This window comes from Cytobacillus depressus (assembly GCF_008923245.1).
In the GTDB taxonomy this organism is placed as follows: Bacteria; Bacillota; Bacilli; order Bacillales; family Cytobacillaceae; genus Cytobacillus; species Cytobacillus depressus.
This window is the reverse complement of record NZ_WBOS01000013.1, coordinates 1-13,315: the sequence shown is the minus strand read 5'-3', so window position 1 is coordinate 13,315 and position 13,315 is coordinate 1. Positions and strand designations below refer to the sequence as shown.

Here is a 13,315-nt window from a genome sequence, read left to right as displayed (position 1 = left end):
ATCCCCTTAACTGATATTTATGACAAACTTACTTTTTCGCAGGCTTTGATATGTTTTCCAAGGAAGGAAGGCCTGAAATATAACCTACATCCCCCGATTTGTTCACACCAATCTCTCGGTCAATTGTTTCTATTAATTTTGCTTTATCTACAGCTGTAATACTTTTCCCTTCCAGTTCATCTCCAGGGTGCTGGTAGTTACTCATTATATAAGAGAATCCGTTGCGATTATCAGCTGCCATTAACCCTGTTGCTTCTGCTCCAGCTGGTACTGAAAGAATACGGGACAGCTTTTTCGTTTCAGTATCATAGGCCCAAACGTAATTGTTCGTATGCATGCCGCTGTCTTCACCAATAAAGAGTGTCTTCATCGCATCTGAATAAGATAGATTGTCAGGGTTTGCCACTTTCTCAGGATGAGCGGTATTCCCATATTCGTCGGCTTTGTCCATGTCCTCGCCAACAACGATTCCCTTCATAGAAGCGGCTACATAGCTGCTGTTAATCTTTTGGCCATTGCGATCTGTTTGTCCAGCTTGCAAATCCAGTTCATACGTTACACCAGATTTAATTTTTGGCAGGCGGATATCATCCTGTGGGTCATCGGGGTTGACTTCCATCCCTTTACTTTGATCGGAAATGGCCATATAAGCCTTTTTATCTGCCGTATTCAGTGCAAGACCTTCCATTTTATTAAATTCGCTTGTTGCGCCCAATGTTGCTGCATAGCGGCGAGTTTCTAGAAAGGCTGCGGCTTTTTCCATGCCAGGCTTCACTTTCAAGTATTCAACCTTTTGTTTATTGGCATATGTTTTGATAGCCGTAAACCCTGCTTTCGGTTCTGATGAAGTTTCGAAAATGTCGCTAAAAGTAATGTCGCTAGCAATATACTGTTCTATTTCTTGATCTGTCGCATGACCTAGCTTGATCCAAGAAAGATCGCCGGATCCGCCATTTTCTGTTCCAGTTTGGTTGAATTTAGCTGCATATAAAGTTCCGCTTGAAAGATCCTTTGCTTTGTCAGCGATATACATAAACATCATAGTATAGGAACCGTCATCTCCAAAATAGGCCGTTTTACTGTCTGGCATCATTTTCATTAACTCTTTCGAGAAGCGTCCAGTGCTGTAATGTTTCACAGCTTTTGCTTTGCCGTTTGGATGAACGATTACTTCAGGAACGAATCCATACCAATATGGATTAGCCATCTTGGCCCCTTCTTCTCCAAAGTAATAGTTCGCGAATGCTTTCACGTTAGTAGAGTCTTTATCTGTTCCTTGTTCCTCTTCAAAGATTCGCGCATCTGGCTCGTACTCTTCAGATCCAAGGTGAGTGTTCCATGGAGAAAGTGACCCATTGCATGGGATCCAAAGCCCCTTTGTTTCAGAAAAATCAATTTTCTCCACGCCAGCGACAGTGAGTTTACCCGTTTTTTTATCCTGCTGTAATGTAGATAGAGACATCGATGCGGGCACTCTTCCATAAGCGCTTGAACCAGAATGGTCTACGGTGTGATACTCATAATGAGAAACTAAATGAAGGTTGCCGCTTGTGCCATTAAGAGGTTCTAGCAGACTATTTGAATCTGGCGCGTCTGAAATAAATGGAACAGGATCATTTGGAACACTGTGATCCATAATTGGGTTGCCTTTTGCATCAATTGGCGTTCCAGCCGGAATCTGTTTACCGTTTTTACCAAAAGTATCTGTCGATTTAAAAAGCTTTTCGTATCGAAGCGGAAATGACTTCGTTGTTCCATCACTATATTTCACGTCAATTGTCGCATTTGTATAGGCTTTGGACATTTCCTCAATGGTTCTCGGCGCATCCATTCCATTAAAGGAATATGCTTGTGCCTCAGCTTGTTTCGGAGCAGCTTGAATTGCCGCAGCTGATGGAAATAGTAGTGTAGCTGCTAGTGTGAATGCTAGATGTTTTTTCACTTGATTCCAACCCCCATTAAGAATGATTTGTACAATGCCATCATAATCGGGGAACTTAAAGTTTTTGTTACTGTCATATTAAGAGATTGTTAGAAATTGCTACAGGATTGTAAATTAGGGCAAAAAGTGGGACTTGCTCCGGTGTGAAATGTCCCAACATAATATTTACTGATTTATTTCATTTTGTCTCTCTATTATTAATCATAAGAAAATCTTAAGATTTACATAAAGAGTTTGTTAAGATTTATTGGCTATCATTTCCTTAGAAGCAAAAATAAAGGGGAGATCGGCCATATACAGGAGTGAATGTTTATGAACATATTAGTATGTGATGATGATCAGGCGATTGTGGATGCGATTGGGATTTACTTAGAAAATGAAGGCTATCAAATATTCAAAGCTTATAACGGAATAGAGGCAATCGAAATCATCGACGATCAGGAGATTCACCTGATTATCATGGATATTATGATGCCTAAGATGGATGGAATGAAAGCGACCATGAAGATTCGAGAAAATAATAAAATTCCATTGATCATGCTTTCCGCCAAATCGGAGGATTATGACAAAATATTAGGATTAAATATTGGGGCAGATGACTACATAACGAAACCTTTTAATCCTTTAGAGCTGATCGCAAGAGTGAAATCACAGCTAAGAAGGTACACAACACTAGGCGGGCTTGAAGAAAAGAAACACATTTTTAAAACGGGTGGCCTTGTCATTGACGATGAAAGCAAAACGATAACGGTCGATGGAGAAGGAGTTCACCTAACACCGGTTCAATACAAAATATTAAAGCTTCTGACCGCAAACCCTGGCAGAGTATTCTCCATCGAAGAAATTTATGAAAAAGTATGGAATGAAACAGCCTTCAGTCCGGAAAATACGGTCAGCGTCCATATTAGAAAAATTAGAGAAAAAATCGAAATCAATCCGAAAGAGCCCAGATATTTAAAGGTGGTGTGGGGAGTTGGATATAAAGTTGAAAAAATATAGTCACGGAATCACAACAAAAATTATTGTTTTTCTCATGATGATTACATGTTTTACGGGTGCCATCCAAGCAGCTGTCAAGTTAGATATCCATAATAATTTTGAAATCGTTTTTGAAGACAATTATCTTCATAGCCAGTCATTTCTTTGGGAAAATGATGCGCTCGTTAGCGGACTCTCTAGACTGATCAAGGAATATAAGAGCGAGGAACATATTTTAAATGGAGGAACGGTCAGTGAGGATGAATTAAGAAGCGAAGAAGAGGATTTATACTTAAGTTACTCTGAAAATTCGAAGAGTTATAATCCGAATTTAGGTGAAGCGGAAAACTATGAAAAGTTTAAAGAAGAGTATGGAGATAGGATTTCTCAGGCAAAAGATCGGCTGGTTAAGGATGACTTAAGAGAATTTCATTCATTATTGCAAAGGATAAAAGAGGTGAAAGATCCTTTATATTATGCCACTGATGGGGTCAATGTATATAAGAACAGCACGCAGACGGAAAAGGGGCAGTTTAAAACGTATCCCGCTTACATGGTATTTGAGGGCTATTCAAGAGAAATTTACCCAAAAGAAATAGATAAAGATAATTACTTCTATTGGGGAAATACAGAAGAATTGGATCCGAAAGATCAGGCTGTGTTTGTTGCTTTTACAGAGAAATTTTTAAATAACAAAGAAAAAGAATGGCAGGAAAATAAAGCGAGTGCCACAAAAGGCTATTATCAATTAATAGGATTTTTCACAGGGTTCATTCTTTTATTTTTATACTTAATCATCGTGACCGGAAGAAAGTCATTTAAGGACCAAGAGGTACACTTGCATGCAGTAGATAAATTATATGTTGATATTAACATTTTCCTATTCTCGGGACTTACGGTGATATGGGTTGCCATGATGGACTCTGTGGGTTTTACAAATATGGACAAAGCAGTCATACCGATCACGATTCCGATTTCAGCAGCAGGGTTCACGCTGATTCTATCTCTAGTAAGGCATATCAAAAGTAGAACGTTTTTCAAGCATACGTTAATCTATAAATTCTTCTTGATGCTGTTTAAGTTTGTAAGGGATATATATGAGAACGGAAATATTGCGGTAAAGACGGTTCTAATCGTTATTGGCTATCCAATATTGATTGCTTTAACATTTTTCATGTTCCCTATCACTTTAGGTCTCGCCGCTTGGTTTTCCTTAAGAAGAATCAAGTCATTTAATGCCATAAAGGAAGGGGTAGAGAGAATAATGGATGGGGATATTCATCATAGCATTGATGTGGGCGGAAAAGGAGAGTTTAGTAAACTAGCCGCAAACATAAACGGCATCACCGATGGTTTGAAAAAGGCGGTTGATAACGAACTAAAAAGTGAACGGTTAAAAACAGAACTAATCACGAATGTCTCCCATGATATAAGAACACCTCTAACTTCTATTATTACCTATGTGGATTTACTTAAAACGGAAAAGGACCCAGCGAAGGTAGCGGAATATGTCGAAGTATTGGATCAAAAATCGCAGCGGTTAAAAATACTGACTGATGATTTATTTGAAGCAGCTAAGGCCTCAAGCGGAAATATTCCGGTTCAGTTGGAGCGAATTGATATTGGATCGTTAATCAACCAGGGTCTAGGGGAAGTTAGTGATAAAATTGAAGAGCAAGGTTTAGAATTTAGGTTCAATTACCCTACGGAAAAGGTTTATATTCATGCAGACGGAAAATTACTATGGAGATCCATTGAAAACGTATTATCCAATATATTTAAATATGCGCTCAAAGGATCGAGAGTCTATATCGATATTGAGGATGTAGGCAACGAAATCCTCCTCACCTTTAAAAATATTTCAGCCTATGAGCTCAATATCTCCGCAAACGAATTAATGGAGCGGTTTAAAAGGGGTGATGAATCCCGATCTAGCCAAGGCAGCGGATTGGGGCTATCTATTGCCGAAAGTTTAACAGATATACAAAAGGGTAAATTCACTATCCAAATTGATGGAGATTTATTTAAGACGATGATCTATATGCCTAAATATAAAAATGATCAGGAATGAATCTTTAGAAAAATTACGGGAATAGGATATCGAAGGGATGTCCTATTCTTTTTTGCTTTTCACTTTATCACAAAAATAATTTTTCCTCTCTTAAAAAGAACAAGCAAAATGGTTACCTGTTGCATAAAATACAGTACTTTTTTAAGGGAGGTGAATGAAATGGCAGGTTGGATGCTTTACGCGATTTGGGCTGTTCTGGGTCTTATGATAATTGATTTCCTTATTGGTTTTTTCCGGTCATTGGCAACAAAATCGTTCTCCCCCAAAATAATATTAGAATATCTAAAAGACATTCTATATTATGTGTTCCCGCTGATATTTCTCATGAACATTATGCCAATTGATCCTACAGGATGGATCCTCTTAATCTTTTTCTATATTGGTGCTCTTGGTGTCATATTTAACTATTTATTACAGATCAAGAATAAATGGAAGGCCTAGGCTTTTTTTGATGGAATTTTATTAAATAAAAGTGGATTAGATAATAAATGGTACAGTTCTAAATTGGAAAATACCGAAATGAAAATGTGAAAGATTATCATTTAATGGTGTTTCTAGGGTGTGTTCAACTGTCGAGTTTAACCAAAGGTGGAACATTAACACATCACAATATTTATATGTTCAGGGAAAGCATTTTGATACTTAAAAGATGCTTTTTTTTGACCCTCGGACTTTAATTAGATCAATCCTCGTCTTAACTCTTCGGAAACGTAGCCATTTAGAATTCTACTTAAAGTATTAAGTACTTCGTATCTTACAATTTTTAATATAGCAAAATACTGTAAAGGAAGTGAGTCCATGAGGGCATATCGGTGGATTAAATGGCGTAAACTCCTTCTTTGGTTGGCAGTCCTCGTTGCACTCGGGATGTTGTTATGGGCAGGAGGACCGACAGCTTGGGGGATCGCTTTGAGGATTCTCAGTTTTGCCATGCAGATGCTGTTCGCGATGAGTTTCATGATCGTTCAGTTCGTTGCTCTTTTTTGGTTTTTAGCGCGGGGACGCACGTATTGGATTTTGCCTGGCGAAACGGGATCTTCCTGGGATGATTATCGCGGTAACCCCGAGATAGTTGAAAATGCCAAGCGGATTGTCACCCTGCTCAAGGGCGTAAAAGAGTTTAAGGAAATGGGGGGAGAGGCCGTCCGGGGGTTGTTGCTCTGTGGCCCTCCTGGTACCGGCAAGTCCTATCTCGCTCAAGTCATTGCCAATGAAGCACAGGTACCTTTTGCGTATGCGTCTGCTCCTAGCTTTCAAAACATGTTCTTCGGCGTCGGCAATTTAAAAGTGATGGGTCTCTACAAGAAGGCCCGGAAGCTTGCAAGGGTGTATGGTGCCTGCATCATCTTCATTGACGAAATCGACGCCATCGGTATGAGCAGGCAGGGAGGTGGAGGAATGATGGGAGGAATGATGGGGATGGGCGGCGCCGGTCTTCTTAACGAGCTGCTCTTACAGATGGACCCGCCGAACATTGACAATAACTGGTTTGCTAAGTTGCTTCGTTCACTTGGCTTAAGGAAGAAGAAAGCGGAGCGGCTGCCAGTGCTTACAATCGGAGCGACTAACCTGCCTGACGTACTCGATAAAGCACTTCTCAGGCCCGGACGTTTTGACAGGAAGCTCTGGGTCGATTCCCCAGACTATGATGGTCGGGTGGATGTTTTCCAATACTACCTCAAGCGGATCAAGCGTGACGCAGGGCTCACTCCTGAACGTGCTGCTCTCGACACGATCGGTTATAGTCCCGCTCAGATAAAACACATTGTTAACGAGACGGTTGTCATTGCTCATCAGCGGGGCGCTCCGGTTTCCAATTACGAGGATTTCCGTGCTGCCATGGAGACGTATGAGTGGGGCCTCAAGCAGCCGCTCCGGTCCATGAGTGATGACGAGAAGAGGAATGTCGCTTATCATGAAGCAGGCCATGCGGTTGCCCAGTACTTGCTAAAGCCGCATGAACGGGTTTGGAAGGTAACCATTATTCGTCGGGGAGGAGCGCTCGGTCTCGCAGCTACCAAGCCAAGGCATGAACGATATAACCGAAGTGATAGCGAGATTTTGGCTGAGATCCAAGTCTGTCTGGCAGCCCGGGCAGTCGAAGAAGAATTCCTTGGCAAGAAATTAAACGGTGTCACTTCTGACCTCAAGCACGCTACACTGTTAGCTGGCGCTTACCTGGGTGCAGTAGGCATGGGCGATGATCTCTTCAGTTTTCTCGCGGTAGGAAATCAAATTGAAGCACTTAAGTCTCTCCGCTCTAAAATCAATGAGCTGCTTAAGGATGAAATGAACAAAGTAAAGAAGCTAGTACTGGAGAATGCTGGCTTTGTCCACGCCATTGCGGAGGAGCTGCTAAAACAGGGCGATTTAACCGGCGAGGAGATAGATCAGATATATAATCGGCTGGTTGGACAGAATCAAATGGAATCCCCCGCCTAAAATTTGATTGAAAATATATAAGCCGGATAAACCTTTATATTTATTTCTACGCTTACAAACCTTATTTAGACTTGCTGCGGTAAAACGGAGTATAACTAGATAAGGTCTTTTAGTTTCTATTATGATAGCATTTAGGTAATGCTAACGTTGACCAATTAAAGGATGGTATCTTTGGATAATTTACACAATAAACAATCGACCTATCTATATACTTACGCTTGTTATGAGGAGGAACGCTCCTTATGCGATTTGGAATTGCGGACATTATTGGGGAGTGATCCTCAAATGGGCCTTGTGAAAAGCCATGTAAAAATGGATCCAAGCCGTAGTCCCTTCATAAAGGAAAGAATTTCTGTGATTTTTCAAGAGGATAGCTTTCAAGATCTTCTTAAGCAAGTGGCAACCTTACATGTAACAGGTGAAACGTTTAAAGTCATCTATGTCAAAAATGGCGGTCCCTCAAAGACTGAAAAGGCAGGATTTGAAAAACGGCGTGCGATCGAGAAGGAAATTGGACTGCATATGAATGGTACAGCTGATCTTCATCACCCACAGCGATTGTTTGGCGTCATGGCGGTAAACGGAAAATGGATATTCGGTGATTATGTTGAAAGTGAGCCCGTTTGGTTTCGGCATCAACAGAAACCGCATAGTTATTCCACCGCGCTTAATACACGCGTGGCAAGAGCCGTTGTAAATATCGCCATCCCTAATCCAAATGGGATCAAGGCGATTGACCCTTGCTGTGGAATTGGAACCGTACTTGTGGAAGCTTTATCAATGGGGATTGATATAGTGGGGAGCGACAGGAACCCGCTTGTTCTTCGCGGAGCTAGAGAGAATATCGCCCATTTCGGGTTTTCTGGAGAAGTAAAATTAGCAGATATTCGTGACATCACCAATAAATATGATGTGGCCATTATTGATCTACCCTATAATTTATGTTCCGTCATCACGCTAGAAGAGAAGTCAGAAATGCTCCAAAGTGCGCGCAGGTTTGCAAAAAAAGTGGTAGTGGTAACCGTTGAACCAATCGATGACATTCTCATTCATACGGGATTTGTTATTATGGACCGGGCTGTCGTTGTGAAAGGGGCATTTACTCGCGAAATAATTGTGTGTGAGTAGGCAAAAAGGGGACATGGTCCCCGCCCAACTCTTTTGAAAAAGATAAAACCAATCGGCCTGTCCTTCTTGTTCATGGTCACTATTCCCACATCCCTTCTACTTGTTATAATGATAATTAATTGGAACAGAGCGAGGATAGAATAGGGGCGTTAATATAGAAATGAATAAAACGATTGGAATATTAGCACATGTAGACGCGGGGAAAACGACTTTTTCGGAGCAGTTGCTTTTCCATACGAAAAGTATTAAAAATCGAGGACGGGTTGATCATCAGAACGCCTTTCTAGACAGCCATGAGATTGAAAGGCAGCGTGGTATTACTGTTTTTGCTGATCAGGGAATCTTTGGATTTGGAGATTCGACCTACTATCTCATCGATACTCCAGGGCATGTTGATTTTTCTCCCGAAATGGAACGGGCGATTCAAGTGATGGACGTTGCCATTATTGTCGTCAGTGCAGTAGAGGGAGTAGAAGGGCATACAGAAACAATTTGGAATCTGTTAAAAAAGCATAGCATTCCAACATTTTTCTTTATAAATAAAATTGATAGAACTGGTGCAAATGTCGACCGGGTTTTAGATGAGATTCGCACTAGTTTATCGGCTGATGTTTGCGATATTTCAGCGTCCTTGACAGATGGAATAATGAAGAATGAATTAATTGAATTCATTGCAGAGCGGGATGAAGAATTATTAGATTATTATATGGAAAAGGGCTATGATTCCCAACTCTGGCTGCAAAAAATGCAAAGGATGATACAGTCAGCCGGAATTTTCCCTTCCGCAAGTGGCTCGGCCCTTCAGGATGTAGGAGTGAAGAGTTTTCTTGAAAAACTTGAATTATTATCAGTTACTAATTTCCCAATTAGTGAACCTTTTGCTGGTCGCGTCTATAAAGTCCGATATGAAGAAAGTGGCACGAGAGTCACTTTTATAAAGGCGCTTAGCGGCACATTAAATGTACGGGATGAAATCTCCTATGGGGATGGATTAGCAGAAAAAGTAACACAAATTCGTCGTTATAATGGAAGCCAATATGATCAAATGAATCAGGTTTGTGCTGGCGAGCTTTTTGCTGTTACCGGACTTACTAAGCCTTTAGTCGGTGATGGGGTCGGTGCCTTAAAGGAAAAAGCGGTATATGAAATGATTCCAACTCTCCGATCGAAAGTGGTGTTTGAGCCTGAAGTGAATGTGAAAGAGGCTTTACGGTATTTTCGCATGCTTGAAGCGGAGGATCCCTCACTGAATGTCACATGGGAAGCGCGTTTGCAGGAAATCCACCTTCATGTGATGGGGGCGATTCAGCTGGAAGTGTTAGAGAAAGTCGTTCGGGACCGGTTTCGTTTAAAGATTTCTTTTGAAAAGCCGGAGATTCTCTATAAGGAAACCATAGAAACAGAGGTAATAGGGTATGGTCACTTCGAGCCGCTTCGTCATTATGCAGAAGTTCATGTTAAGCTAGAGCCTGGAAAGAGAAATAGTGGAATTTCCTTTGAAAGCAAGTGCCATACAGATGATTTATCAATTGGATATCAAAATTTAGTTGGCCAGCATGTTTATGAACGAGAGCTTCACGGCTTGCTGACTGGATCACCGCTAACAGATATAAAGTTTACGCTATTAACTGGAAGGGCTCACAATCAGCACACTCATGGCGGCGATTTTCGGGAAGCCACTTACCGTGCCTTAAGGCAAGGACTGGAAAAGGCCAGCAACATTCTGCTTGAGCCCTATTATCAATTCAAGATTAAAGTGGAAATGGATCAGATGGGAAGGGTCTTGTCGGACATCCAAACAGCCTATGGCAGCTTTGACCCCCTGGTTACGGAGGGAGAAAAGGCGATCTTAACGGGAATTGTTCCTGTCGCGACCTTTATGGATTACAGTACGGTGCTTGCCTCCTTCACACAAGGAAAAGGCCGTATCAGCTTAACCTTTGCAGGCTATCATCGCTGTCATAACGAGCTAGAAGTGATAGAACGTATTGGATATGATAAAAATGCTGACCCTGACTTTAGTTCCACTTCTATATTTTGTGCAAAAGGACAAGGCTTCTCGGTAAAATGGGATGAAGCTGAAGGAATGATGCACTGTTTATAATAGATAAGGCTGTCTCCAAGCGAAAGGAGGCAGCTTTATTTTTAGACTTTTAATGAAAAAAGATAAACCAATCCGTCTGCTTAATCTTGAAACGGTTTTCTTCTGTTGCTGTAAAATTAATCATAAGGACAGAGTAGGATTGAATATTTTAGTTTGAAGGCTTTTTCATATGCAAAAGGGAGGGGTTTTTTGATAATGGGGAACAGTCATTGGAACGGATACCTTGACGCGATCGATGTTGCCCTAGAGAAAGGAATGGCTGCTAAGGAAGTCGTTTGCTCGATAACGACGGGTTTTCGTTCAATTCCTTCATTACGGAACGCACCAGGGCTTAATCCGTACCATGCGACAGTGGCTGACATTGGCTACGGTTTTGATGCGGTAAGAGGAACAATTGAACGGATTCGTAGCGGCGGAACAATCTTACTCGATAAAGAAATGATTGTTCTTGATCTGGACACATTGCGAATAAGCGAAAAACAGATAAGACCTAATTTTGAACTAGTAGCAGAGCAAGTGTCATCAGATACTTACTATTTAATTGAGCAAAGCCGGATATTAAACGACCAAATAGCTGAAAGAATTAATGAGGCAATTAGGTTAGGTAAAGCTCTTTTCGGAGCGGAATGGAGCGAAATTCTGAAGCGTGTCCAAAATGTTCAGGCCGTTCCGCGTCTTTAACACGCTGAGCAAAGGAGAGAAGGTTAATGTCTCAAAATACTTCTGTTCAAATGAGTGAAGAGGAGCAACAGCATCTATTAGCCTGGTGGGAAGCAACAGAGCGAGGCTCAGTAGTCGTAAGACGATTAGTTTCGTATATGACGGAATTAAGACTGCATCCAGAATCAAGCCGCGCGGATGGAATGATTTTGCTTTATCGTGCAGCTTCAGAAGTTTCTTACGGTTATGCAGGGATGAGAGGCTGTATCCGCCGTGCTTTTACACCTGAATATTCAAGTTTTCTTCAAAATAACATGGTCAGATGTCATAGTTTTGCACGGAGATTTTCCGATGATACGAAAGTTTTGCTGGAACGGGTCGCTAAACAAATTAGCGGGAGGAATGCATTGGAGATTGTTGATCATATTCGCGAGGCACTGCGGGAAAATGATGCCATGCTAAATGAAATTGATCAAAAAATGAATGAGTTTTTCGGAAAGGAAACCTTGCAAGCACTGCAATCGAGCCATATGCAATCCATTACTTTGCCCCCATCGTCGGGTTAACGGAACACGATGGAGGGGTGTCTTTGCTAGTCATTTGGGATTGGGTCCTGTCCCCTTGTCTCAGCTTTCTCATGATGGGATGAATTTAGGAGAACGACACCGCCAATAATTAGAATAACTCCAAATAATGTCATAGTGTTGAACAGCTCCCCCCAGATCAGTACACCAATGAACGCTGTTAAAGCTGTACCGACTCCCGACCAAATCGCATACGCTAAACTCAATGGCATGGACTTTAGGCATAAAGATAAACAATAGAAGGAGAGCGCATAGCCAACAATAACACCAATGGCGGGGAACAAGACAGTAAATCCTACTGACATTTTGAGCATGACGGTTGCAAACACTTCACTAATAATGGAGAAGGCTAACGCCGTATAACTTTTCATTTTTCTTCCTCCTTATAATTAAAGAGCTACGCCATTTGCGAAATTCAAAAGCACAATTCCACCTATAATAAGAACCAATCCGACAAACTTTTTGAGATGAAAGCTTTCTTTATACAAAAACAAACCTACACATGCAGTAAGAGCTGTCCCTAATCCGGCCCAAATTGCATATACCATTCCTAATGGCAATGCTTTTAACGTTAAAGATAAGGTATAAAAGGCAGTCCCATATCCAATGATCACGCCAAGAGAAGGAAGGAATCTCTTAAATCCGTTTGTAGCTTTAAGCAACGAGCTGCCAAACACTTCACTAACAATTGCAAGGATTAATAGTACATAGGCATTCATAAATGATTCCGCCTTTCTTATGTCCTAGAGAAATAATGAGGAAATCTAGTGGTTATTTATTATATTTATCGTCCCCATTTTTTATTTCTTCCTCTGGGAAATATTTTGCGCACGGACAAGTCCTATTTTACAAGTATAATAGTAACTATTAAAGCTAGTTATATAACAACTCAAAAAAACTTCTAAAAAGTGTTGACTATTCTATTTAAAGATAGTAATATTTTAATTCCCGCTAGAGATTACTGATAGCGATGAAGATTAGATGTGAAAAATATTTTTAAAAAGCTATTGACTTCGTTATATAAGAATAGTAATATAGGAAGTCCCGATAGATAAATGGTTTTTCTTCTAGGGGAATTCATTTCAATTGGTGAAAAATGCTTTCGAAATTAATTTAAAAAAATTAATAGAAAGTGTTTGACTTCAAGTTAAAGAGATGATAAGATATAAGAGTTGTGTCAAAAGTAGTTCTTTGAAAACTAAACAAAACAGAAACGTCAACGTAAATCTATTATTATAGTAAGATAGAATGAACTAGTTTTACTACTAAGTTTATCTTATCTTCAATGAGCTAATCAACTCACAATTTATTGGAGAGTTTGATCCTGGCTCAGGACGAACGCTGGCGGCGTGCCTAATACATGCAAGTCGAGCGAACTTGCGGGAGCTTGCTCCCAAAAGTTAGCG

The 13,315-nt window shown here is 40.7% G+C and carries 11 protein-coding genes and 1 rRNA gene; 9 read left to right on the top strand and 3 right to left on the bottom strand.

The annotated features are described in order from the left end of the window. Nucleotides 1-28 precede the first annotated feature (28 nt). Entirely contained in the window at nt 29-1,942 is a 1,914-nt protein-coding gene (locus F7731_RS19230) for a PhoX family protein (RefSeq protein ID WP_151536419.1), read from the bottom strand. 312 nt (nt 1,943-2,254) lie between these two features. On the opposite strand from F7731_RS19230, the gene F7731_RS19225 reads away from it, so the two are divergent. The 8 genes from F7731_RS19225 to F7731_RS19190 all read left to right on the top strand — a co-directional run bounded on the left by F7731_RS19225 (nt 2,255) and on the right by F7731_RS19190 (nt 11,891). After that, entirely contained in the window at nt 2,255-2,941 is a 687-nt protein-coding gene (locus F7731_RS19225) for a response regulator transcription factor (protein WP_151536418.1), read from the top strand. Then, entirely contained in the window at nt 2,916-4,991 is a 2,076-nt protein-coding gene (locus tag F7731_RS19220) for a HAMP domain-containing sensor histidine kinase (RefSeq protein WP_151536417.1), read from the top strand. The genes F7731_RS19225 and F7731_RS19220 overlap by 26 nt, the downstream gene beginning before the upstream one ends. 159 nt (nt 4,992-5,150) lie before the next feature. Next, a complete protein-coding gene (locus tag F7731_RS19215; RefSeq protein ID WP_151536416.1) occupies nt 5,151-5,432 on the top strand; it encodes a hypothetical protein in 282 nt (93 codons plus the stop codon). Between the two features lie 468 nt (nt 5,433-5,900). Continuing rightward, nucleotides 5,901-7,433, top strand: coding sequence for an AAA family ATPase (locus F7731_RS19210; protein ID WP_246197326.1), 1,533 nt, complete (start codon nt 5,901-5,903; stop codon nt 7,431-7,433). A 162-nt stretch (nt 7,434-7,595) separates the two neighbouring features. Beyond that, nucleotides 7,596-8,561 carry a TRM11 family SAM-dependent methyltransferase gene (locus F7731_RS19205; protein WP_151536414.1) on the top strand — a complete coding sequence of 322 codons (966 nt, stop codon included), beginning with the start codon at nt 7,596-7,598 and terminating at the stop codon, nt 8,559-8,561. A gap of 160 nt (nt 8,562-8,721) precedes the next feature. Further along, a complete protein-coding gene (locus tag F7731_RS19200) occupies nt 8,722-10,665 on the top strand; it encodes a GTP-binding protein (protein WP_151536413.1) in 1,944 nt (647 codons plus the stop codon). 195 nt (nt 10,666-10,860) lie between these two features. Beyond that, nucleotides 10,861-11,346: a hypothetical protein gene (locus tag F7731_RS19195; protein WP_151536412.1), complete on the top strand. Its 486-nt coding sequence runs from the start codon at nt 10,861-10,863 to the stop codon at nt 11,344-11,346. 26 nt (nt 11,347-11,372) lie between these two features. Next, nucleotides 11,373-11,891, top strand: a complete 519-nt coding sequence (locus F7731_RS19190; protein WP_151536411.1) for a hypothetical protein — start codon at nt 11,373-11,375, stop codon at nt 11,889-11,891. A gap of 26 nt (nt 11,892-11,917) precedes the next feature. Here the strand turns inward: F7731_RS19190 and F7731_RS19185 are convergent, their stop codons facing one another. Further along, a complete protein-coding gene (locus F7731_RS19185) occupies nt 11,918-12,280 on the bottom strand; it encodes a DMT family transporter (RefSeq protein WP_151536410.1) in 363 nt (120 codons plus the stop codon). Nucleotides 12,281-12,298: 18 nt separating this feature from the next. Beyond that, nucleotides 12,299-12,628, bottom strand: coding sequence for a DMT family transporter (locus F7731_RS19180; protein WP_151536409.1), 330 nt, complete (start codon nt 12,626-12,628; stop codon nt 12,299-12,301). A gap of 587 nt (nt 12,629-13,215) precedes the next feature. On the opposite strand from F7731_RS19180, the gene F7731_RS19175 reads away from it, so the two are divergent. After that, nucleotides 13,216-13,315 (top strand): 16S ribosomal RNA (locus F7731_RS19175); the annotation flags it as partial.